Origin of the sequence: Bradyrhizobium sp. (assembly GCF_016219575.1) — a bacterium.
Lineage (GTDB): Bacteria > Pseudomonadota > Alphaproteobacteria > Rhizobiales > Xanthobacteraceae > Bradyrhizobium.
This window is the reverse complement of the sequence record NZ_JACRMG010000027.1, coordinates 57,396-80,157: the sequence shown is the minus strand read 5'-3', so window position 1 is coordinate 80,157 and position 22,762 is coordinate 57,396. Positions and strand designations below refer to the sequence as shown.

18 protein-coding genes are annotated in these 22,762 nt (G+C 61.7%); 13 read left to right on the top strand and 5 right to left on the bottom strand.

The window, feature by feature from the left end; all coding sequences use genetic code 11:
- Position 1 precedes the first annotated feature (1 nt).
- The 3 genes from HZB49_RS20890 to HZB49_RS20880 are packed head-to-tail and all read left to right on the top strand — an operon-like array spanning position 2 to position 4,492.
- Positions 2–1,702, top strand: a complete 1,701-nt coding sequence (locus tag HZB49_RS20890) for an enoyl-CoA hydratase-related protein (RefSeq protein ID WP_291614826.1) — start codon at positions 2–4, stop codon at positions 1,700–1,702.
- Positions 1,696–3,150 carry a sigma-54 dependent transcriptional regulator gene (locus tag HZB49_RS20885; RefSeq protein ID WP_291615060.1) on the top strand — a complete coding sequence of 485 codons (1,455 nt, stop codon included), beginning with the start codon at positions 1,696–1,698 and terminating at the stop codon, positions 3,148–3,150. The genes HZB49_RS20890 and HZB49_RS20885 overlap by 7 nt, the downstream gene beginning before the upstream one ends.
- Entirely contained in the window at positions 3,125–4,492 is a 1,368-nt protein-coding gene (locus tag HZB49_RS20880; protein WP_291614825.1) for an ATP-binding protein, read from the top strand. The genes HZB49_RS20885 and HZB49_RS20880 overlap by 26 nt, the downstream gene beginning before the upstream one ends.
- On the opposite strand, the gene HZB49_RS20875 is transcribed toward HZB49_RS20880, so the two are convergent.
- Positions 4,493–5,467: a LysR family transcriptional regulator gene (locus HZB49_RS20875; protein WP_291614824.1), complete on the bottom strand. Its 975-nt coding sequence runs from the start codon at positions 5,465–5,467 to the stop codon at positions 4,493–4,495.
- Positions 5,468–5,564: 97 nt separating this feature from the next.
- On the opposite strand from HZB49_RS20875, the gene HZB49_RS20870 reads away from it, so the two are divergent.
- The 8 genes from HZB49_RS20870 to rpe all read left to right on the top strand — a co-directional run bounded on the left by HZB49_RS20870 (position 5,565) and on the right by rpe (position 14,396).
- Entirely contained in the window at positions 5,565–6,596 is a 1,032-nt protein-coding gene (locus tag HZB49_RS20870) for a class 1 fructose-bisphosphatase (protein ID WP_291614823.1), read from the top strand.
- A 10-nt stretch (positions 6,597–6,606) separates the two neighbouring features.
- Positions 6,607–7,518, top strand: coding sequence for a phosphoribulokinase (locus HZB49_RS20865; protein WP_291614822.1), 912 nt, complete (start codon positions 6,607–6,609; stop codon positions 7,516–7,518).
- Positions 7,518–9,527 (top strand): transketolase, encoded by a 2,010-nt coding sequence (tkt, locus tag HZB49_RS20860; RefSeq protein WP_291614821.1) that lies wholly within the window; start codon positions 7,518–7,520, stop codon positions 9,525–9,527. Before HZB49_RS20865 ends, tkt begins: the two co-directional genes overlap by 1 nt.
- A gap of 40 nt (positions 9,528–9,567) precedes the next feature.
- A complete protein-coding gene (fba, locus tag HZB49_RS20855; protein ID WP_291614819.1) occupies positions 9,568–10,653 on the top strand; it encodes a class II fructose-bisphosphate aldolase in 1,086 nt (361 codons plus the stop codon).
- A gap of 43 nt (positions 10,654–10,696) precedes the next feature.
- Positions 10,697–12,157: a form I ribulose bisphosphate carboxylase large subunit gene (locus HZB49_RS20850; protein WP_291614817.1), complete on the top strand. Its 1,461-nt coding sequence runs from the start codon at positions 10,697–10,699 to the stop codon at positions 12,155–12,157.
- 11 nt (positions 12,158–12,168) lie between these two features.
- Positions 12,169–12,576, top strand: coding sequence for a ribulose bisphosphate carboxylase small subunit (locus HZB49_RS20845; protein WP_291614815.1), 408 nt, complete (start codon positions 12,169–12,171; stop codon positions 12,574–12,576).
- Between the two features lie 105 nt (positions 12,577–12,681).
- Entirely contained in the window at positions 12,682–13,644 is a 963-nt protein-coding gene (gene cbbX / locus HZB49_RS20840; RefSeq protein ID WP_291614813.1) for a CbbX protein, read from the top strand.
- On the top strand, positions 13,644–14,396 hold the full coding sequence (gene rpe / locus HZB49_RS20835) for a ribulose-phosphate 3-epimerase (RefSeq protein ID WP_291614812.1): 753 nt from the start codon (positions 13,644–13,646) through the stop codon (positions 14,394–14,396). Before cbbX ends, rpe begins: the two co-directional genes overlap by 1 nt.
- Positions 14,397–14,815: 419 nt before the next feature.
- Here rpe and HZB49_RS20830 read toward each other — a convergent pair whose 3' ends face one another.
- From HZB49_RS20830 to HZB49_RS20815, 4 genes are all read right to left on the bottom strand, one after another.
- Positions 14,816–15,391 carry a PIN domain-containing protein gene (locus HZB49_RS20830; RefSeq protein ID WP_291614810.1) on the bottom strand — a complete coding sequence of 192 codons (576 nt, stop codon included), beginning with the start codon at positions 15,389–15,391 and terminating at the stop codon, positions 14,816–14,818.
- Positions 15,381–15,827 carry a DNA-binding protein gene (locus HZB49_RS20825; protein WP_291614808.1) on the bottom strand — a complete coding sequence of 149 codons (447 nt, stop codon included), beginning with the start codon at positions 15,825–15,827 and terminating at the stop codon, positions 15,381–15,383. Before HZB49_RS20825 ends, HZB49_RS20830 begins: the two co-directional genes overlap by 11 nt.
- A 112-nt stretch (positions 15,828–15,939) precedes the next feature.
- Positions 15,940–18,810, bottom strand: a complete 2,871-nt coding sequence (locus HZB49_RS20820; RefSeq protein ID WP_291614806.1) for a TM0106 family RecB-like putative nuclease — start codon at positions 18,808–18,810, stop codon at positions 15,940–15,942.
- A gap of 193 nt (positions 18,811–19,003) precedes the next feature.
- Positions 19,004–19,525, bottom strand: coding sequence for a hypothetical protein (locus tag HZB49_RS20815; RefSeq protein ID WP_291614804.1), 522 nt, complete (start codon positions 19,523–19,525; stop codon positions 19,004–19,006).
- Between the two features lie 181 nt (positions 19,526–19,706).
- Here HZB49_RS20815 and HZB49_RS20810 point away from each other — a divergent pair, with 181 nt between their 5' ends.
- Positions 19,707–20,855, top strand: coding sequence for a hypothetical protein (locus HZB49_RS20810; RefSeq protein WP_291614802.1), 1,149 nt, complete (start codon positions 19,707–19,709; stop codon positions 20,853–20,855).
- Positions 20,852–22,759, top strand: coding sequence for a hypothetical protein (locus HZB49_RS20805; protein ID WP_291614800.1), 1,908 nt, complete (start codon positions 20,852–20,854; stop codon positions 22,757–22,759). The genes HZB49_RS20810 and HZB49_RS20805 overlap by 4 nt, the downstream gene beginning before the upstream one ends.
- The last annotated feature ends 3 nt before the right edge of the window (positions 22,760–22,762 follow it).

Here is a 22,762-nt window from a genome sequence, read left to right as displayed (position 1 = left end):
GATGCGCATCCTGCTTCTGTCGCATTCGTTCAACAGCCTGACGCAGAGGCTGCATATCGAACTGCGCGAGCACGGGCACGAGGTGTCGGTCGAGCTCGATATCCATCCCGACGTCACCCGGGAGAGCGTGACGCTCTACCGGCCCGATCTGGTGGTGGCCCCGTTTCTGAAGCGGGCGATCCCGGAGGACGTCTGGCACGCCGTACGCTGCCTGGTCGTTCATCCCGGTCCGCCCGGCGACCGCGGGCCGGCCGCGCTGGACTGGGCAATCCTTGAAGGCGTCGGCGAGTGGGGCGTTACGGTGCTGCAGGCGGATGGCGAGTTCGACGCGGGACCGGTCTGGGCCTCTCGAACCTTTCCGATGCGCCGGGCTGCCAAGTCCAGCATCTATCGCAACGAGCTCACGAGCCGTGCGGTGGAAGCGGTGTTGGAAGCGGTGGCGGCGATCGAGACCGGACGGGCGCCGCCGGCGCCAATGCGCGACGACGATCCCCGGATTAGCGTACGCGGCGTGTGCCGGCAGGCGGACAGGTCGATCGACTGGCAGCGGGATTCGACGGACGTTGTCTTGCGCAAGATATGGAGCGCTGACGGGATGCCGGGACTGATTGACAACCTGTTTCAGCAGGATGTCCGGCTGTTCGATGCCTGCGCGGCGCACGGCATCTCCGGTGGTGCCGGCGAGGTCGTGGCGCGATGCGACGGTGCCCTTGCCCGCGCGACCGTTGATGGCGCGGTCTGGATCGGCCATGTCCGTCAACTGGTGCCGACCAGCCTGAAACTGCCGGCGGCCAAGGTCTTTGCTGCAGAGGCGGCCGACCTGCCGAAGATGTCGGGATGCGGTTATGGCCCCATTCAGTACTTCGAATTTGGCGACGTGGGCGAATTGCAGTTCTCCTTCTACAACGGCGCCACGGGCACGGCGGACTGCGAGGCGCTGCTGACCGCCTATCGCGAGGCGCTTGCGCGGCCGACCAAGGTGCTGCTGCTGACCGGCGGCCGCGATTACTGGTGCAACGGAATTCACCTCGCGGAAATCGAGGCCGCGGAAAGCGCGGCGGATGAATCCTGGCGTAACATCAATGCGATCGATGATCTCGCGCGCGCGATCATCGAGACCACCGATCGGCTGGTGATTTCCGTCCTCCACGGCAATGCCGGCGCGGGCGGCGTGTTCCTCAGTCTTGCCGCCGATGAGGTCTGGGCGAGCGACCAGATCGTCCTCAATCCGCACTACAAGGACATGGGCAATCTCTATGGCTCGGAATACTGGACCTATCTGTTGCCGCGGCGGGCGGGAGCCGCGAACGCGGCGAGGATTACGCAATGCCGCCTCCCGATGGGGGTGGCGGAAGCAAGCCGGCTTGGCATCGTCGACCGCGTACTCACCTCCGCGGAGCTGACCAGGGAAAATCTGGCAGGGCTCAGCGCAACACTGGCCTCGGATGACGGCTACGCCTCGCGCCTCGCCGAAAAGCAGAGGCGTCGCGCTGCCGACGAGGCCGAAAAGCCGCTCGATGCCTATCGCAGCGAGGAGCTGCGGCGAATGCGACTCAATTTTTACGGCTTCGATCCGAGCTACCATGTGGCGCGCTACAACTTCATTCACAAGGTGCCGAAATCGCGCACGCCGCTGACCATCGCGAATCATCGTTCGCGGCGCGCTTCCGAGAGGCCCACCCGCATGGCGGTGCGATCATGAGCGAAGGAACAATTCTCGTCGTTGACGATGAGGTGCGGTCGCAGGAGGCGCTGCGTCGCGTGCTCAATCAGGATTTCGAGGTACTTTGCGCCGGCAGCGCGGCCGACGCCGAAAAGCTTCTGGAGGGGGAGATCGTTCACGCCATCCTGTGCGATCAGCGGATGCCGCACGAATCCGGCGTGAGCTTCCTGAGGCGGGTCCGCGAACACTGGCCGGATCCGGTGCGGATGATCATCTCCGGCTATTCGGATTCCGAGGACATCATCGCCGGCCTCAACGAGGCGGGAATCTACCAGTACATTACAAAGCCGTGGCAACCGGACCGGCTGGTCGAAATCGTCAAGGAAGCGATCCAGCTGTATCGCCTGCAAAAGGAAACGGAGACGGCCGGGGTCGACGTCAAGGCGACGGCCGGGCACATCAAGAAGGTCGTCTCGGTCAAGCGCGGCGTGGCCAAGCAGCTCTACGACTTCAACCGCATCCTGCATGCGCCCGACAGCCCGTTGCACGACGTGATCGAGCTCGGCAGGCGCGCGGCTGACTACGATATCTCCGTCCTGATCACGGGGGAATCCGGAACCGGCAAGGAACTGCTGGCCCGCGCCATCCACTACGGATCGGCGCGCGCCAGCAAGGCCTTCGTCGTCGAGAACTGCGGCGCTCTCCCTGACGAGCTGCTCGAAAGCGAATTGTTCGGCTGCAAGAAGGGCGCCTTCACCGGCGCCTATCAGGATCGTATCGGGCTGTTCGAGGTCGCCAATGGCGGCACCATCTTCCTCGATGAGATCGGGGAGACCTCGCCGGCTTTTCAGGTGAAGCTCTTGCGCGTCCTGCAGGAGAGCGAAATCCGTCCGCTCGGCGCGCAACGGGTACACAAGGTCGACGTGCGGGTCGTGGCAGCGACCAACCGGGATCTTGAGGCGGAGGTCGAAGCGGGACGGTTCCGACGCGACCTCTACTATCGCCTGGCGGCATTCCCGGTCCATATGCCGGCCTTGCGCGATCGTCCGATGGACATTCCCTTGATTGCCGAGGGTGTGCTGTCGGCCGTCAAGACCTCGTTCAATCGGCCGAACCTGCGCTTTGCGGCGTCCGCCCTGGAGGAATTCTGCAGATACCAGTGGCCGGGCAATGTGCGCGAACTGCAAAACGAGATCCAGCGGATGGCAGTGCTTGCCGACCATGACGAATTGCGATCTCCGCCGCTGCTCGGGCGCCGCAACGGACGGCGTCCGGCGGCGCCGGTGAACGGCAAGCTCAACGGCTCCGCCTCGTTGAAGGACAAGGTGGAAGATCTCGAGAAGTCTGTTATCGTCAGCTACCTTGAGAAATACGAGGGCAATATCAGCCGGGTCGCCAGCGAGCTCGGGCTGTCGCGCGTCGGCCTTCGAAACAAATTGTCCAGATATGATTTGAGGAAAAATGCCAAAGGCGAGGCATTCTCCTGAGATGAACGAAACCGAATCGCTGCTCAAGCTCATCGCCAGTCGCGGCTCGATCGAGTTCGATCACGAGCGCGAGGGCGCCTGGATCGAAGTCATCCGCAAGATGGATGAAGTCTATTCGGATCTGTTGCGCTATGAGGTCGATCTCGAGCACAAGAACGCGGAACTCGAGGAGGCGCAAGCCTTCGTCACCAACGTCATCGAGTCGGTCTCGGACATCCTGGTCGTCTGCGACGCCATCGGTTTGGTGCAGCAGGTCAACTCGGCGTTCCAGAACACGCTCAGCCGCAGCATCGAGGATATTGTCGGACGGAATATCGCCGACATCATCGATGCCGCCAATGGTGCCAAGCTGGTGCAGCTGCTCAAGCCGCGCGGCGCATCGGATGTCGTGGACGGCGAACTGCGGTTTGCGACCGACGGCGGGAGTTCCGATCTCTTTGCCATCAACAGCTCGCCGAGGCACGACCATCGCGGCCGATTCATCGGCGTCGTGCTGACCGGCAGGCCGATCGGCGAGCTCAGGCGTGCCTATGAGGCGTTGCACAAGGCCCACCACGAATTGCAGCGCGTGCAGCGGCAACTGGTTGAACAGGAGAAGATGGCGAGCCTCGGCCGGCTGGTTGCCGGCGTCGCGCACGAGCTCAACAATCCGATCAGCTTCGTCTATGGCAACATCCATACGCTGATGCGCTACCGCACGGCGCTGGCCGCCTATTTCGATGCGATCCACGGCAAGGGCAAGGCTGGAGATCTCGCCGCGCTCAAGAAGAGCCTGCGCATCGACGAGATTCTGGAGGATTTCGGCCCGCTGATCGAAGGTACGATGGAAGGGGCGGTGCGCATCAGCGAGATCGTGAAGAATCTGCGCAGGCTCTCCTTCAGCAGGATCGGCGAGGTCGAGCGCGTCAATATCGAACGCCTGATCAACACGGCGGTGCTCTGGGCCGTCCGCACCAAGCAAGTGCGAGTCGATGTCCGGATGGAGATCGAGCCGGAACTGTGGGTCAGCGGCAATGAAGGGCAGTTGCACCAGGTGATCGTCAACCTGGTGGAAAATGCGATCGACGCGATGCGGGCGACCGAATTGCCGCGGCTTGTTGTATCGGCGGCGCGCAAGGGCAATGAAATTCTGTTCCGGATTTCCGACAATGGGCCCGGAATCGACATGGACAACATCGGCCGCATCTTCGAGCCCTTCTTCACGACCAAGCGGGTGGGCGAAGGGACTGGGCTTGGGCTGTGGATCAGCTACGGCATCGTCCGCGAACATGGCGGCGAACTCTCCGCAGCCAACGATCCGCAAGGCGGCGCCACGTTCTCGTTCGCACTGCCGGCTGCCTGATCAGGACGCACCGCAGCCGAGCCCGGGCACGTCTGGCAGGTAGTCAGCGCCTTCCGTTCCCAGGAAGTCGAACATTGCCTGCGCCGGAGGCAGCAGCAGCTTGTCGCTGCGGCGGATCGCATACCACTGGCGGACGATCGGAAGACCGCCGACATCGAGGATGACGAGGCGGCCATCGGCAACTTCGCTCGCAACCGTGTGGGCGGAGATGAAGGCGACTCCAAGGCCGGCGATGACCGCCTGCTTGATCGTCTCGTTGCTGCTCATCTCCATGCCGATCACGGGCTCCAGCTCGGAATTCTGGAACAACCCCTCCATCAAAGTGCGCGTGCCCGAGCCGGGCTCGCGGGTGATAAACGTCTCGTGCACGAGATCGGTAAGGCTGAGGCCGGCGTCCCGTTCCAGCCAATGGCCCTTGCTCGCGATAATGATGTGCGGGTTTGGGCCGAGCAGGCGAACATCGACGCTGACGTCCTCGGGCGGCCGCCCCATCACGGCGAAATCGAGGTCGTAGGAGTGCATCGCGGCGCGGATTTCCTCGCGGTTGCCGATCGTCAGCTTGATCTCGATCTTCGGAAACCGTTTGGAGAATGCGGCGATCGCGTGCGGCACGAAATATTTCGCGGTCGAGACGGCGCCGAGATGGACCATGCCGCCGGTGCGTCCGGCAAGCAGGTCGAGCGAGCCCTGGCAATCCGTAATGGCAGCTTCGATCCGGCTGGCGAGCGTCAGCACTTCGCGGCCGGCTGCCGTCAACAGCATGCCGTCGCCGGTCCGCTGCACCAATGGCAGGCCCGCCAGTTCCTGAAGCTGGCGCAACTGCTGGGTCACCGCGGGTTGGGTCAATCCGAGATGGGTGGATGCCGCCGTCACGCTGCCTCTGTTGGCCAGGGCCGCAAGCGCGCGCAGCTGCCGGATCGTCAGATGCCGCAGCTGGGAGGCCGGATGATTATAAGAGAAATCTTTGACTCTCATTATAATTAGAAATTTTCCTTATTAAGTTCGGTCTGTCAACTTTCTCCACGCGGCCGCCGGGAGCCAGAGACGCGGCGGCAGCGAGGGGATGACGCACATGATCAGGCAACTCACGCTGGAAAAGCACCTTCAGAGGTATTCGGAAACCGTTACGCAAGGACTGGCGGTCGCCGCAGCGGTCGATGCGATCGCGGTCGCGGCGGTCGAGATCGCCGAGCTCACCGGCAGGGGCGCGCTATCGGAGACGTCAGGCCTTGCAACCGGCCGCAACAGCGACGGCGATCTGCAGCGCGATCTCGACGTTCAGGCGGACGCCATTCTTCGCCGTTGCCTCGGCAAGCTGCCCATTGCGGCGTTTGCCTCGGAGGAAATGCGGGAGGTCGAGATCGGCGCCCGAGAGGCGCGGATCTGCGTCGCGATCGATCCGCTCGACGGCTCCTCCAACATCGACATCAACATGACGGTGGGTACGATCTTCTCGATCCTGCCGGCTCCCGACGATCTGGACCTGGCATTCGCCCAGCGCGGCACTGCACAGCTGGCGGCCGGCTTCGTGACCTATGGTCCACAGACGTCGCTGGTCCTCACTCTCGGCGACGGCGTCGATATCTTCACGTTCGATCGCGCAGCCGGCTGCTTCCGTCTCGCGCGGCGCGGCGTGCGAATTCCCGACACCGCAGACGAGTTCGCCATCAATGCTTCCAACCGGCGGCATTGGGATCCGCCGGTTCGCGCCTTCATCGACGAATGTCTTGCCGGCGCCGACGGTCCCGCCAGTCGCGATTTCAACATGCGCTGGATCGGCTCGCTGGTTGCGGAAGCCTATCGTATCCTGACCCGCGGCGGGGTGTTCCTCTATCCGTCGGACGCGCGGCCGGGCTATGGCGACGGCCGCCTGCGCCTGGTTTACGAAGCCCACCCGATCGCCTTCATCGTCGAGCAGGCCGGCGGCGTCGCCTCGACCGGGCGCGAGCGCATCCTCGACCTCGCAGCTCACAGCCTGCACCAGCGCGTGCCGCTGATCATGGGATCGAGCGGTGAAGTGCGGCGCGTCGAGCAGCTGCATTGCGACCCGCTGCCGGCTGTCTCCGCTCCCCTGTTCGCGCAACGCGGCTTCTTCCGCCTGTAAGGAGCCGCGCATGTCCAGAAAGTATCCGATCATCTCCATCACCGGCTCTTCAGGCGCAGGCACGACCTCCGTCAAGCGAACCTTCGAGCAGATATTCCATCGCGAAGGCGTCAAGGCCGTCTACATCGAGGGCGATGCGTTTCACCGCTATGACCGCGCCGAGATGCGCGTGCAGATGGCGAAGGAGGCCGAGCGCGGCAACAAGCACTTCAGCCATTTCAGCCCGCAAACCAACCTGTTCGAGGAGCTGGAGCAGGCATTTCGCGACTATGGCGAGACCGGCACTGCGGTGACGCGGCACTACGTCCATGACGAAGAGGAGGCCGCCCGCCACGGTAGCCCGGCCGGCACGTTCACCGACTGGAAGCGGCTGCCGGAAAACTCGGACCTCCTGTTCTACGAGGGGCTGCACGGCGCCGTCGTCACCGACAAGGTCAATGTCGCGCGCCATGCCGACTTGAAGATCGGCGTCGTGCCCGTGATCAATCTCGAATGGATCCAGAAGCTGCATCGCGACCGCAGCGCGCGCGGCTATTCCACGGAAGCGGTGACGGACACTATCCTGCGCCGGATGCCCGATTACATCAACTACATCTGTCCGCAGTTCGCCGAGACCGACATCAATTTCCAGCGCGTGCCGACGGTCGACACGTCCAATCCGTTCATCGCACGCTGGATCCCGACGCCGGATGAATCGATGGTCGTGATCCGCTTCAAGAGCCCGCGCGGCATCGACTTTCCCTATCTGCTGTCGATGTTGCCGAACAGCTTCATGTCGCGCGCGAACTCGATCGTCTGCCACGGCTCCAAGCTCGATCTGGCCATGCAGCTGATCCTGACGCCGCTGATCATGCAGCTGATCGAGCGCAAGCGCAGCCAAAAAGCAATGCCGCGGATGTACGAAAACCAGGGGAGCATCTGATGAATATTTCGGTCCATGCCGAAGCCGACCTCAACACGGTCACTGATCGCGACCTCGCCAACGCGATCCGCTTTCTTGCGGTCGACGCCATCGAGAAGTCGCAGTCCGGTCATCCCGGCCTGCCGATGGGCATGGCCGACGTCGCAACGGTGCTGTTCTCGCGCTTCCTCAAGTTCGATGTCGCGCATCCGGACTGGCCCGATCGCGACCGCTTCGTGCTGTCGGCCGGCCACGGCTCGATGCTGCTCTACGCGCTGCTGCATCTGACCGGCGGCGACGTCAGCCTCGACGATATCAAGTCGTTCCGGCAGTGGGGGTCGAAGACGCCTGGCCATCCTGAATACGGGCACACGCCCGGCGTGGAGATGACGACGGGCCCGCTGGGGCAGGGGATTGCGACTGCCGTCGGCATGGCGCTGGCCGAGCGCTTGGCCAATGCGCGGCATGGCGACGAGCTGGTCGATCACTTCACCTACGTGATCGCCGGCGACGGCTGCCTGATGGAAGGCATCAGCCAGGAGGCAATTTCATTCGCCGGTCACCTGCAACTTTCTCGATTGATCGTGCTGTTCGATGACAACGGCATTTCGATCGATGGGCCGACATCGCTTGCGACTTCCGACGATCAGCTGAAACGCTTCGCTGCTTCCGGCTGGTCGGTGCGGCGGGTCGACGGGCACGATCCGGAAGCGATCGCGCAGGCGATTGCCGAAGAGCGTGCAACGCCGCACCCGTCGTTGATCGCCTGCCGTACCATCATCGGCTATGGCGCACCGGACCGCCAGGGCACCGAGAAGGCGCATGGCGCGCCGCTCGGCGCCGAGCAGGCTGCGGCTGCGCGCCGCAATCTCGGCTGGGACTACCAGCCCTTCGTCGTGCCGACCCCGGTGCTGAAGGCATGGCGGATGATCGGACAGCGCGGTCAGGTCGCGCGCCTGGCCTGGCTCGATCGCCGCGAACGCGCCGCGACTGCAGCGGACGCCGTCGCTTCGCCCGGCGCCTATGAGCGGGCGGCGGCAAAATTGCGCGAACGCCTTGCCGCCGAGCGTCCGAAGCTCGCCACACGCCAGGCCTCGCAGCTGGTGCTCGACAGCATCGCCTCCACCATTCCGGGACTGGTCGGCGGCTCGGCGGACCTCACCCATTCGAACCTGACCCAGAGCAAGACCCAGCATCCGGTTAAGCGGGGACAGTTCGCGGGCGACTACGTCCACTATGGCATTCGCGAGCACGGCATGGCGGCTGCGATGAACGGCATCGCGCTGCATGGCGACTTCATCCCTTATGGCGGCACGTTCCTGGCTTTCTCCGATTACAGCCGCCCGGCGATTCGCCTGGCCGCCCTCATGCGTCTTCGCGTTATCCATGTGATGACCCATGACTCCATCGGGCTTGGCGAGGACGGGCCGACGCACCAGCCGGTAGAGCACCTGGCCGCGCTACGCGTCATTCCGAACCTGCTGGTGTTCCGGCCGGCGGATGCGGTGGAAACGCTGGAAGCCTGGGATTGCGCCCTGCAGGCCGCCGATCGCCCCTCGGTGCTGTGCCTGTCGCGACAGGCGTTGCCGACCTTCCGCAGCGACGGGCGCGGCAAGAATCGCGTGGCGCGCGGTGCCTACCTCGTCGTCGCGCCGGATGGCGGCCGCGATGTGACGCTGATCGCGACCGGTTCGGAAGTGCCGATTGCGATGGAGGCCGCCCGCCTGCTCGCGACCGAACATATCCGCGCTGCGGTGGTTTCTGCGCCCTGCTTTGCCTTGTTCGAGGAGCAGTCGGAGGAATACCGCGCGTATGTGCTGGGAGCGGCACCGCGCGTCGGTGTCGAAGCCGCGGTACTCGGCGACTGGCCGCGCTGGATCGGTGCGGACGGCGAATTCGTCGGCATGCGCGGTTTCGGCGCCTCGGCGCCGGCGTCGGTGCTCTACCGCGAGTTCGACATCACCTCGCAGAGCGTCGCGGCGGCGGCAAGGCGCGCCATCGCGCGTGTCGCGAAGGAAAGAGCGGCATGAGTCCGCAGAACTGACACGACAAAGAAAACGGAGAAATCCCTTGGCGCGCATTACCCTTCGGCAATTACTCGATCACGCGGCGGACCACGGCTACGCCGTACCGGCGTTCAATATCAACAATATGGAGCAGGGGATTGCGATCATGCAGGCGGCTGCCGCCGTCGATGCCCCGGTCATCATCCAGGCCTCGCGCGGCGCGCGCAGCTATGCCGGCGACATCATGCTCTCGCACATGATCGAAGCGCTGGAGCGGACCTATCCCGACATCCCGCTCTGCATGCATCAGGACCACGGCAATGACGAGGCGACCTGCGCCAGCGCCATCGCCAACGGCTTCACCTCTGTCATGATGGACGGCTCGCTGAAGGCCGACGCCAGGACGGCTGCCGACTACGATTACAACGTCGCCATCACCCGCCGCGTCGTCGATCTCGCCCATTGGGTCGGCGCGTCAGTGGAGGGCGAGCTCGGCGTGCTCGGCTCGCTGGAGCATGGCGGCGGCGAGCAGGAAGATGGTCACGGCGTCGAGGGCAAGGTGAGCCACGACCAGTTGCTCACCGATCCCGGCCAGGCGGTCGATTTCGTGCGCTCCACCAATGTCGACGCGCTGGCGATCGCGATGGGCACCTCGCATGGCGCCTACAAGTTCAGTCGCAAACCGGACGGCGACATCCTGGCGATGCGGGTGGTCGAGGAGATCCACCGCCGGCTGCCGAACACGCACCTCGTCATGCACGGCTCTTCGTCCGTGCCGCAGCCGCTGCAGGATATGTTCAATGAATTCGGCGGCGCGATGCCGCAGACCTGGGGCGTGCCGGTCGAGGAGATTGTCCGCGGCATCAAGAGCGGCGTACGCAAGGTCAATATTGATACCGACTGCCGGCTGGCGATGACCGCGGTGTTCCGCAAGGTGGCCGCGCAAAGCCGCAGCGAATTTGATCCGCGGAAATTCCTCAAGCCTGCGATGGACGCGATGCGTGATCTGTGCCGCGAACGCTTCGAGCAGTTCGGCACGGCGGGGCAGGCGAACAGGATCAGGGTCATCCCCTTGAACGAGATGGCGCGGCGCTACCGCACCGGCGAACTCGACCCGCGCATCGATGCGCGCGAGCCGGTCGCGGCATGATCATTCAGCGAAGGCAGCAAAGAGACGATTTGAGGAGGCTCACATGAATGCACATACCGGCACCGTCAGCGGCAAGGAGCGCTATCGATCGGGCGTGATGGAATACAAGCGCATGGGCTATTGGGAGCCGGACTATGTGCCAAAGGACACCGATGTCATCGCCTTGTTCCGGGTGACGCCGCAGGACGGTGTCGATCCGATCGAAGCCTCCGCCGCAGTCGCGGGCGAATCCTCGACGGCAACCTGGACCGTGGTGTGGACCGACCGGCTGACCGCGGCGGAGAAATACCGGGCCAAGTGCTACCGCGTCGACGAGGTGCCGGGGGCGCCGGGCCAGTATTTTGCCTATATCGCCTACGACCTCGACCTGTTCGAGTCCGGCTCGATCGCGAACCTTTCGGCCTCGATCATCGGCAATGTGTTCGGCTTCAAGCCGTTGAAGGCGCTCCGGCTGGAAGACATGCGCCTGCCGGTCGCCTATGTGAAGACGTTCCAGGGGCCCGCCACCGGGATCGTGGTCGAGCGCGAGCGGCTCGACAAGTTCGGCCGGCCGCTGCTTGGCGCGACCGTCAAGCCGAAGCTCGGGCTGTCCGGGCGCAACTACGGCCGTGTGGTCTATGAGGCGCTGAAGGGCGGGCTCGATTTCACCAAGGACGACGAGAATATCAACTCGCAGCCCTTCATGCATTGGCGCGAGCGCTTCCTCTATTGCATGGAAGCCGTCAATCGCGCGCAGGCCGCTTCCGGCGAGATGAAGGGCACGTATCTCAATGTCACCGCCGCGACCATGGAGGATATGTACGAGCGCGCCGAATTCGCCAAGGAGCTCGGCTCTGTCGTGGTCATGATCGACTTGGTAATCGGCTACACGGCGATCCAGTCGATGGCGAAGTGGGCGCGTCGCAACGATGTGATCCTGCATCTGCATCGCGCCGGCCACTCGACCTATACGCGGCAGAAGTCACACGGCGTATCGTTCCGCGTCATCGCCAAATGGATGCGGCTGGCGGGCGTCGACCACATTCATGCCGGCACGGTGGTCGGCAAGCTCGAGGGCGACCCCAACACCACGCGCGGCTACTACGACATCTGCCGCGACGACTTCAATCCGATGAAGCTTGAGCACGGCGTGTTCTTCGACCAGTCGTGGGCGAGCCTCAACAAGCTTATGCCGGTGGCCTCGGGTGGCATTCATGCCGGCCAGATGCATCAGCTGCTCGATCTCCTCGGCGAAGACGTCGTGCTGCAGTTCGGCGGCGGCACCATCGGTCACCCCATGGGCATCCAGGCCGGCGCCATCGCCAACCGCGTGGCGCTGGAAGCGATGATCCTCGCCCGCAACGAGGGCCGCGACTACGTGCATGAAGGGCCGGAAATCCTGGCAAAGGCCGCCGAAAGCTGCACGCCGCTGAAGGCCGCGCTGGAAACCTGGAAGGACGTCACCTTCAACTATCAATCCACCGACACGCCGGACTTCGTGCCGACGGCGCTCGCCGCCGTCTGAGGAGACATGACATGAGACTGACCCAAGGCTGCTTCTCGTTCCTGCCCGATCTCACCGACGATCAGATCTACAAGCAGGTGCAGTATTGCCTCGCGAATGGCTGGGCGGTGAACATCGAGTTCACCGACGATCCGCATCCCCGCAGTACCTATTGGGAGATGTGGGGGTTGCCGATGTTCGATCTCGCGGACGCCGCCGGTGTGATGATGGAGCTTGCCGAATGCCGCAGGGTGTATGGCGACCGCTACATCCGTCTCAGCGGCTTCGACGCCAGTCACGGCTGGGAGTCGGTGCGGATTTCCTTCATCGTCAACCGGCCGCCGCAGGAAGTCGAATTCGAGCTCTTGCGGCAGGAGGTTGCAGGACGGTCGGTGCGCTACACCACTGTGCGCCGTCCGCCGCAGCACGTTTCGCCGTAAGGCGCACGAGAATCCGCTCGGAGTGTGTATCTCCCCACTCCGCTCCCTTGGCGGACAACTGCTTCGCCGGCCAGCCGGCGAAGCCCTTTCTTTGTGAGAAGCAAGATGCTTGACCTGCCGCACGCCAGGAGCGCCGACGCCAGCGGAAATGAAGCGCCGCTGCCGGCCAGCTTCGACCTGCGCAACGAGGCCGAGGCGGCGGGGATCACCGCGACGCTGCAACAGCTAGATCAGGAATTGATCGGGCTGAAGCCGGTCAAGGATCGCGTGCGGCAGATTGCATCGCTGCTCCTCATCGAGCGCATCCGGCAACGGGCGGGGCTGGTCTCATCGCCGCCGACCCTGCACATGTCGTTCACGGGCAATCCCGGCACCGGCAAGACCACGGTCGCGCTACGCATGGCGAAGATCCTGCACGGTCTCGGCTTCGTGCGCCGCGGGCAGGTGATCTCGGTGACGCGTGACGATCTCGTCGGGCAGTATATCGGCCACACCGCGCCGAAGACCAAGGAGATCCTGAAGAAGGCGATGGGCGGGGTGCTGTTCATCGACGAGGCCTATTATCTGCACCGGCCCGACAATGAGCGCGACTACGGACAGGAGGCGATCGAGATCCTGTTGCAGGTGATGGAAAACCAGCGCGAGGACCTGGTCGTCATCCTGGCCGGCTACGGCGAGCGGATGACGAATTTCTTCGCCAGCAATCCCGGCTTTCGTTCGCGCATCGCGCACCACATCGAATTTCCCGATTATTCGGAAGCGGAGCTGCTCTTCATTGGCGAGCTCATGCTCAGGGAGCGCGGCTATCGCCTCTCGGCTGCGGCGCGCAAAGCCTTCGTCGACTATATCGCGCTGCGCCGGACCCAGCCGCTGTTCTCCAATGCGCGCTCGATCCGCAACGCGATCGACCGCATGCGGCTTCGTCAGGCCGACCGCCTGGTGTCCGACCTCGACCGCATGCTTGAGCTCTCCGATCTCGAAACCATCGACTCCGCCGACGTGCTGGCGAGCCGGGTCTTCGGCGGCGGCCCCGTGGTCGACGGACAGGCGGCAGGGAGCGCGAAGTAATGCCCGACAACATCATCATAGCTCCATCGATCCTGGCGGCGAATTTCGCAAGATTGGGAGAGGAGATCGCGGCAATCGACGCAGCCGGCGCCGATTGGATCCATTGCGATGTGATGGATGGGCATTTCGTGCCAAACATCAGCTTTGGCGCCGATGTGATCAGGGCGACCCGGCCGCTGACAACGAAAACCTTCGACGTTCATCTGATGATCGCGCCGGTCGATTCCTATCTGGAGACATTCGCCAAAGCCGGCGCCGATCTCATCACGGTGCATGCGGAGGCTGGCCCTCATCTCCATCGTTCGCTGCAGGCGATCAGGGCGCTGGGCAGAAAGGCCGGCGTCAGCCTGTGTCCGGCGACTCCGGAAAGTGCGATCCAGCATGTGCTCGATGGCGTCGACCTTGTCCTGGTCATGACCGTCAATCCGGGCTTTGGCGGGCAATCCTTCATCGCTTCGCAGATCGAGAAGATTGCCCGGATCCGAAACATGATCGGCGACCGGCCGATCCGCTTGCAGGTCGATGGCGGCATTACTAGCGATACCGCAGCTGCGGCGGTCGAAGCCGGCGCCGACGTTCTTGTCGCAGGATCCGCCGTCTTTCGTGGGCAAGGCCGGGCGGACTACGCCGGCAATATCGCTGCAATTCGGGCTGCTGCGATGGCGGATCGAGCGACCAACGCCCAGCTCGCCAGAGCCATCGGCCGAATGATCGCGGCTGATGGCGATGGGAAAGAGCTGGCCTCGGGCTGACTTGTCGCAACACCCCGGGTGCAATCCGAATCCGCGAAGCGCTGTTTGGCCGATTCGCAGTAGCGTCGCCGAATCTACGATCAGAAGGAGGAGACCATGGTCAGATCGAATACGGAGCCGTGGTTTGACAACCTTTGAAGTCGAGCAATGAGCGGCAACACGTTTCTGGTGTGGTACCCAACGAAGGGTGAAAAGGAAGCTTTGCTAAGCCATTGATTTGCTGGTGGGCCCGGCAGGACTCGAACCTGCAACCAGACCGTTATGAGCGGCAGACTATCGATCAGCTTCGTTGATTTTAATGCGGTTTCGTCAACGTTCGATCGCGTTTGTTGCGTTTCGGTGAGGTCGTTTCTGGTGCGAAACTGGTGCGGTGCTTGCGCTGCGGTTGCGCTTACACGAAACAAGACCGCCCCTCATGCCTATTGATCGGAAACGTGCTTCCCGACCAATTTCGCGAGTTGGACGAGTTTTTGGCTCCCGAGAATGCGGACGAAGTCCGATGCTGAGACGCGGGTCTTACTCAGATTCCGGCGGGCATTTGCGAGGGAGCTGATGACCAAGTCCGGGACCTTGTCGAGGATGCCGCAGAGAAATGCGTCCGGCGTCATCTTTCGAAGACCGAATTTCTTCAGTTCGTTTTCTGGAAAGTGCCGAAAATTCCAGGTGAGAATGAGGGATGCTTTGGTGGTGATGGCCGCCGCAACGACATGACGGTCATTGGGATCAGGGAGGGTTACCTCCGGAATGTGCTCCTCGTACCCGTTGACCATCGCCATCGGGAGCGCATCGTTCATCAATCGCCGGGTGATCTGCAAACGCTCTATCGGAATGGCTGGCGCATTGGCCGTCAAGTTTCGGATCCATTCGTCGTGGATCGCGTCTGTCCAGCGCGCGTCAACAAGGCGATCTACGGCGGCCTGGACAACGATATTTCTGAGATGAAAGGGATACAGAATGCAGGCGTCGAAGACGGCGACTGAAGGCTCAAACGCCATGGCGCCGCCTGAGGTCCTCAGCATCTTCGGCCAGCGCCTCCATCGCGGCCTGCTGGGCGTCGATCCGTGTTTTCAGGGCCAAGACGTCCTTCAGCTTCGCGCGGCGGTGCTTGCCTACATATCGGAATGGCAGATCGCCAACGTCCATCCGATGCACGACGAGAGGCCGGGAGATTCCCAGGACATCTGCAGCGTCGTTCGGACTGAGTTCCTGGTCCTCGGCGAGGACCGCGACACGTTCTCCCTGGAGGAGGTGGCCGAGCGCAGTCTCAAGCAGCGCCGCGGCCTTCGGCGGCAGCCTGACGATCTGATCCTCGCCCGACTTGCGGCGGACCCGGACCTCGACCCGATCGCCCTTGCCGAGCTTGTCGAGAGGCTGGGCAGACTTGCGTTCCTGGTCCGATAGCTCGGTGAATTGCAGGACATGGGTGGTCATGGACGGGTCCTTTCCACGCCAGTATAGGCACCACGGCTCTTAACTGCAATATCTGAAATAAATCTGCAAATGTTTCATATCGCCGCTGCTCGCGTGAATTTCGGCCCAGCAGTCACTTGCTTTCCGGGGCCATCACCTCGCTGGCCTGCCTAGTTTTCCCTCGACGAAGCGAAACGATTGAAGGGGGCAAATAGCCTTTTGGATAGATCTCGATGCGCGGTGCTCGCCGGCGCCGACGCTTCCCCGCCGCGAAGGCGTTCATATCGGGTTCCTGCGACAAGAGGAATTTCAGAAAGCTTATGTCTCTAACGCGACAGGTTTGAAAAAGGCTCAGCAACACCAAATACTCGGCAAGACCGGCTTCTTTAACGCTTCGTCGGACATTCTCCCTATAGTCGCTGACGCGCTTGATGGCATTTTCAGCCAAGTTGTTGTTCCACGACACGCCATCATGCTCCAGGAACGTGAAGAGGCGCTGGCGATTTCGCAGCAGTCGTTCTTGTAAGCCTCTGGAGGCCTCGGATTCGTAGAAGCGCTCGGCAAGTAGATCAAAAAATGCCTCTACTGCCTTAGCATGCGTCTGCAGATAGCGCCTCTTGAGACCGTGCTGATCAATGGTCATGACGATTGACCGCAAGAGGACGCCGAACGGCGCCGTTATGGACTGAACCTCTTGGTCGAATGGATTGTCGAGAATCGCCCTGTTCAAGTCGCGCATCAGGTGGATAAGGCAACGCTGCTGCAAACAGGGGAGTCCGTCGTACGCGGAATAGAAGTCCGAGACCAGCACGCCTTTGAAGTTTTTGAGCATTTGCCGTAGAAAACCTCCCTCGCGTGAGCGTCGGAAGATGTAAACTGTGGCTGAGGTGTTTGCGAACACCCAGACATACCCCGCGCTGTCCTTCAACTTGATCTCGGTTTCGTCGACGTACAGCACCGGCCCGCCGATGAGTTGCTTGAGAAGCATGTTGTAGGTCTTGCGGTACTTGTGGACGAGTAGATGCCGGAAATCGGTGAATTCCCAGAAGTTCACACGGACGCCGAATATCTCATAGAATAGCGCGGCCAGCGACTTGATTCCGAGCCCATGAGTAATGTGCTGGTAAGCAAACCAACTCATTAGGCCATGAAAGTACCGCGTTAGGCGATCGTAGCGCTCTGGTGTGAAACACTTTTCGCAACACTCGCAACGATACGCCACGGTTCTGAACTCTATCACCTTCCGGCGAATCGCCCCCGGCGTGATGACGAGATCGATTGCGCGCTTGCGCCTCCTTTGTAGGCCCTTCGGCCGCTGCCCCGGGTCGAGTGGCACGATACGTTTGCTGCTGCAGTCCGGGCAGCGGGTCGCTGTGATTTCCATCCGGTGCGTAACCCGCAAATCCCGATTTTGCCACCGCCGTCGCTTATCGTCGGAGCCCCGCTTCCGCGGGGCGCGTTGTTTCATTCGCACGAATACGTGACGTTGCTGGTAGTCAAAGTAAGCTCGCTTGTTCACAAACTCGAAATCGGCATGTACGAATTTCGACCAATTGACGGTACGCGCGAGCCTGTCCAGTTGTGCAACGGACGCCACGCGTGGCGCTGCGTCGGTCTTGCTACCGGCCTCGAAGTTCGGCGTTTCATTCAGGAACACGCAAACTCGACGCAGCGCTTCGCAGTCTTCGAGATTGTATTGGATCAGCCTCGCCTTCCATGATGCGTCGCCTGTCTTTTCCCAGTTCTTGCGCCAGACAACGCTGGCGATACCCGACGCGTCGGGCTCGGTCCAGCGGCAGCCGAGGTAGCCTCCCACCTCCTTGAGGCCGTTCGAGTAAGTGGGAAAATAGAAATGCGGGTAGATGATCGTGAGAACGTTGATGAGTGCGGACAAAATTGCATCAATGCGTTTCTTGCGCCGGGCTCGGCGTCGCATGCGCGCGATGAAGGTTCGTTCGTAATTGCCGTAGCAGTAAAGGCGCGGTGCGTCATATCGCGAAACAGCCTCGAGGAACCGCGCAAAAATGTCGTCTTCCCCTTGCTCATCATCGGCCCAGAATGAGTAGCGCTCGACGCGTTCACCTTCGCAAACAACAAGTCCGATCAGATAGATGAATCCATCTTCGGCATCACCCTCCATATCAATATAGATACGTACCTTCGCCGTTGGAATTGTAGGTGCGCCGAGCACATAGATTGTCTGGTCTCGAATGGCGAGTGCATGTAATGCGTGATCTCGTCCGGTGAGCGGGATATCGGCGCGTTTACCGCGCCGCCGGGGACGAAAGGTATGCGCGAGTTGGGTTAATGTGAGGATGCCCCTGCGGGCGTATCGTTTGATCGCTTTGTCGCCGATACCACGCAGAAGGCTCAGGTTGTCTTCCCGCACAGCCTGATCGCGGCAACGATCGCGGAACGCGCAAATGCGGCAATGGTCATTCAACACTAGCTTCGGTGGGGCTTCGGCACGCAGCAAGCGTTCGGCATCTCGGAGGAGACTTTCTGCCTTGGTCAGGGTCGATCCGAACCGAATACTCGTCCTCACGCTGGCGCACCCGAGATAAACGGTTCCGCCGCTGGGAGGCGCCCCCTGAATTCTCGCTAGAAGAATCGCGCGTGCGGCGAGTTGCCGGCGGTCGAGCGCGCGAACCCGGGGTGCCCCGCAAAACAGCACCGGCTCATACCGATATCCCCCGAGCGCCGAAGGACCGTCGATCTTGCGAAGGGCATCGAAGTGGACAGAATAGCGTACGTCTTCCAGACGAGCGCCAAGGACAAATGCGGCTCCTTCGCTGAGATTGACTGCCGACAGGTTAAGATCAGTCGTGATCTCTTTTCCGCTGTAGTCGCGCCGAATTTTCTCGATTGCCTTAGGCTGCGCATTGGCCCGCTGCTCGACCAGCAGTTTCTCGTAGCCACATTGGCTTCCTTGTTCACCACGCAGATGAAAATAGGCCTTTAACCGGCAGTGCTGCAGCGCGTCGATAACATCGTCAGTGATCATGGAGGACATCGCGTCCGCCCTTTGTCACCAGAGGCGATATGCCAATTGCAGATGACTGTCGCAAAATTCGGGCAATTGAGCCGCGAGGGCTGTCGACAAACCAAGCACAAGGCGCAGTTCGACCATTTCACGCGACAAATCCGCCGATTCTACGATTGACCGGGAGAGACATGGTCAGATCGAACGAGGAGCGCTAGTTTGCGCTCGTGGTGATAAGCGAGTGAAGCGAGGCGTTTCTGGTGCGGTGGTGAATAGAGCGACGAAATAAGGCGTTACAAGCTATTGATTTCACTGGTGGGCCCGGCAGGACTCGAACCTGCAACCAGACCGTTATGAGCGGCGGAATATCGATCAGGTTCGTTGATTTTGCTGCGGTTTCGTTTGATTTCGATCGTGTTTGTTCTGGTTTGTTCAGGTAGTTTCTGGTGCGAAACTGGTGCGGTGATAAAACGTTTAGGGGATTTGGGATCGCGCACCAGATTATCGCCCTTAGACCCTGGGTCCCAGGTTCGAGCTCTGATGCGCCAACCAATCCTTCAATAAAGTCAATGGATTGCTTGGCCCTTGCGGAGGTCCTCTCGCTCGCGTAGGGCTTGGTCACATCTGGGTCATAGCCCGCACCGCGCTCCGCGAATGAACGCGCGAAAAAGATCGTCGATGCGAAGCTGCAGTCGAGCGCAAGCCGGCGCCAAGTCTGGCCGCGATCGTTCAGCACCGTCGAGCCCGCCTTGGTCGCAATGTCGAAGACCCGGGGATGGCCCTTGTTGAGAACGGGAAAGGACAGCCACCAACAGTTGCTAGGCGGCCCTTCACCAGTATAACGGGCTACGGGGCGTAGGCGGCCGAGCCAACAATTCTCCCCTCCCAATTCGGATGTCCCCACTGGAGAGGCGCAGTTGAACGACAGGATGGCCTTAAGTCTTCTGGCCGAAGTGATGGGCTGGCCGGAGGACGATCAAAGGATCGCCACTGACGAATATGCCTGGCTGCGCATGATGTCCGCGGTCAAGTACGATGGCTACTCGTATTTCCGCGCTGCCGTTCGCTTCCTCGAGACACTGGCGACCTGGCTCAAGCAATTCGACGCGGCCGACCGACAGGCGGCATACGATTTCATCAAGCGGCGGCTGGTCTACATATCTCTCACCGAGATGCAGTGTCTGGTCGAAACGTTCGTACCGGAGGTTGTGACGCCGCACTTGCGCCGGATGGTCGCGTCGCGGCTCGGTATCAAGGCCTATGAGGTTTGGGCAGACAAAAAGGGAGCGGATGAATTCAAGCGGAGCTTGCGAAAGACCCTTTTTGTCGGAATGAGCGACGGCAGCCGGATCGATATGCTCCGGCGCGCGAACGCAGGTCGGATCTCGACCGAGCAGGTCATCCCTATGATGAACGTGGACCGGGAGAAGTGGCTCGACCTCAGCAAAAACCTCAGGAAGGCGCCAGGCATGTCACCTTCCGAGAAGTTTGATTGCGTTTATCTCATCGACGACTTCACAGCGTCAGGTACCACGTTCATCCGTCGAAACGAGAAAGGCGAATGGAAGGGCAAGCTGAAGAAATTCAACGACCTTATCCGGTCCGCACGCGTCGACCTGAATGAACACTTCCCCATCTCAGCGGACTACGAGCTGCGTATACACCACTACATATCGAGTGCTCAGGCGCGACTGGCTCTGGTCGAACGCTTGGAACTCGCAAAGGCGGAATGGAGCGAATGGACGTGCTCGGCGTACACGGCCACGGAGAGCCTTCTGCTGCCGGACTCTCTGCCTTTGACGCGCCCCCTCGATGCTCCGATGTTGGACTTGGGTGACAAGTACTACGACCACGAGATCTTCAAACGCGCCGAGAGGCATTGCCGCGAGGCCGGCCAGACCGATATGAAGCTCGGATACGCGAATTGCGCCCTGCCTGTCGTCCTCGAGCACAACACGCCGAACAACAGCATTCCGTTGTTGTGGGCAGAAACGGCGGGGAAGGGCGGTGCACACAAGATGCGCCCGTTGTTCCAGCGGCGTGACCGGCACGGATCCCTGCAATGACCAATCCCTTCCTCAGGCGGGCGACGGAATACATCCGGGACGATTCCGCCTTTCTAGCGATCGTCAGCCCGGAGCCGCTGACCACGTTCGTCGCCAAACACAAGAAGCGCGAGCTTCTCTTCGACTATCCGGTCCGGGTCATCGGGACCCCGGGAAGCGGCAAGACCATGATGGCCAGCTTGGTCGAGTTTCGGCTCATCGAGTCGATCCTCCGCGACCAGAGTAGCGAGAACAACCGCTCGCTTGCCTCAGTCCTTGCACGCTGTGGCTTCACGCACGACGAGCGGCCCCGTGTCGCGGGCGTCAGGATCCCGATGGAATCGGAATATCGCGATTTTTGGGAGCTTCCTTACGAGCCGGCGGTGAAGACCAAGCTAGTCTTGGCCCTCATTCAGGCTCGCACGATCCTAGAACTCGTGCGAAATCTCACTTTCAATCGGCGGCGCGCGATCAATGAGATAAGGTTCATTCCGCGCGACGGCGCGGGGGCGCAACTCGAGCAGATCGGCGGCGCTGACGCCGAGAGCATCGTCGCACGCGCCCGCAGCGTCGAACGCGCGGTCTATTCCATCGGAGCAAGTCTTCTCCCTCCATCGCTCGATAACATCCCGGAGGAGGCGCGCGAGCCGTATCAGCCGTTCGAGGCCATTCAGGAAATCGAGATCGAATGGAGCGGTACGCCGTGCCGCCTTCGCCCCATGGCCATCCTGGATGACGTGCACACGCTGCATCCAGATCAGTTCGAGGCGCTCTTCAGAGCTCTCGCGCGACGCGAGATTCGATTCGCGCGTTGGTTGATGATGAGGATGGATGCCCTCTCGCCCAGCGCAGTCTTCCGATCGGCGGGCGCGAATGCCCTGCCCGGGCTGAAGGTCGAACGCGATTATCTCGATATCTTCATGCAGACCGACAGCGCCCGCTCCGACGAGCGCCGTCAGTTCCGCAAGATGGCGACTGACATGGCGGATCGCTACCTCCGTCTCGTGCAACCGCTCCGCGATCGAAACTACACCCGCTTCAAAGATCTCCTCGGCGAAGAGCCGCCGAGCCTCTCGGCCGGTCAGATGAACGAGTTGCGGGCGCTGATCGATCGCGAGCAGAAGAGCCTCAGGATCTCGCAGGACCGGCAGCGCAAGATCCGGCAGATCGTCGACCGTTACGTAAAAGGAGCGAAATCGCTCGACCTCGGCGAAGACGTCCGCTTGATGATGTTTCGCGTACTACTGCACCGCTACGTGGTCCGCACCACGGGCCAGACCAGCGATCTCTTCGCCGACGACCCCGAACCCCGGCAGCCGCTCAGGGTCAAAAGCACGATTGCCGATGCGGCTCGCCTGATCCTGAATCACAAGTTCAATCGGGCGTTCCACTTCGGACTAGACGTTCTTTGCGATGCAAGCAACGAAAACGCGGAGGTTTTTCTGCAGCTCGCAGGCGCGCTCGTGGAGCGAATGGAAACGAAGGCGATCAGGAATCAGGATCCGGCATTGACACCCGCGCAGCAGCAGAGCGCGCTCCGCGAAAAATCCAAGGAAATGTTGAAGGAGTGGCGATTTCCCTTCGCAAGAAAGGTGCGCGCCTTGATCGATCGGTTCGCGCAGGACTGTCTGGAAGTCTCTGCCGAGCCCAACGCGTCTCTCGGAGCCGGAGCAAATGCCGTGGGCATTCCGGAGACAGAGATGCAGGATCTGCTCGCTGGCGACAGCGAAATTGCTCTCGTGCTCAAGTATGCGATCGCGTACCAGGCCATCGTCGCCATCCGTGACTACGGTCAGGGAGGAAAGAATTGGTGCCTTCTCGAGCTGTCTGGTCCGGTATGTCTCGCATACGGCTTGACCTTGAATCGCGGCGGGTTCCTCGAGCGTCGCGTTCCAGACCTCGTCTTGGCCGAAGAGAAGGTCTGACGA

Excerpts from the sequence above, each read along its gene's own strand:
- HZB49_RS20890 (WP_291614826.1), top strand. The coding sequence starts at position 2 with ATGCGCATCCTGCTTCTGTCGCATTCGTTCAACAGCCTGACGCAGAGG.
- HZB49_RS20880 (WP_291614825.1), top strand. The coding sequence starts at position 3,125 with ATGCCAAAGGCGAGGCATTCTCCTGAGATGAACGAAACCGAATCGCTG.
- HZB49_RS20875 (WP_291614824.1), bottom strand. The coding sequence starts at position 5,467 with ATGAGAGTCAAAGATTTCTCTTATAATCATCCGGCCTCCCAGCTGCGG.
- HZB49_RS20870 (WP_291614823.1), top strand. The coding sequence starts at position 5,565 with ATGATCAGGCAACTCACGCTGGAAAAGCACCTTCAGAGGTATTCGGAA.
- HZB49_RS20865 (WP_291614822.1), top strand. The coding sequence starts at position 6,607 with ATGTCCAGAAAGTATCCGATCATCTCCATCACCGGCTCTTCAGGCGCA.
- tkt (WP_291614821.1), top strand. The coding sequence starts at position 7,518 with ATGAATATTTCGGTCCATGCCGAAGCCGACCTCAACACGGTCACTGAT.
- HZB49_RS20850 (WP_291614817.1), top strand. The coding sequence starts at position 10,697 with ATGAATGCACATACCGGCACCGTCAGCGGCAAGGAGCGCTATCGATCG.
- HZB49_RS20845 (WP_291614815.1), top strand. The coding sequence starts at position 12,169 with ATGAGACTGACCCAAGGCTGCTTCTCGTTCCTGCCCGATCTCACCGAC.
- cbbX (WP_291614813.1), top strand. The coding sequence starts at position 12,682 with ATGCTTGACCTGCCGCACGCCAGGAGCGCCGACGCCAGCGGAAATGAA.
- rpe (WP_291614812.1), top strand. The coding sequence starts at position 13,644 with ATGCCCGACAACATCATCATAGCTCCATCGATCCTGGCGGCGAATTTC.
- HZB49_RS20830 (WP_291614810.1), bottom strand. The coding sequence starts at position 15,391 with ATGGCGTTTGAGCCTTCAGTCGCCGTCTTCGACGCCTGCATTCTGTAT.
- HZB49_RS20825 (WP_291614808.1), bottom strand. The coding sequence starts at position 15,827 with ATGACCACCCATGTCCTGCAATTCACCGAGCTATCGGACCAGGAACGC.
- HZB49_RS20820 (WP_291614806.1), bottom strand. The coding sequence starts at position 18,810 with ATGATCACTGACGATGTTATCGACGCGCTGCAGCACTGCCGGTTAAAG.
- HZB49_RS20805 (WP_291614800.1), top strand. The coding sequence starts at position 20,852 with ATGACCAATCCCTTCCTCAGGCGGGCGACGGAATACATCCGGGACGAT.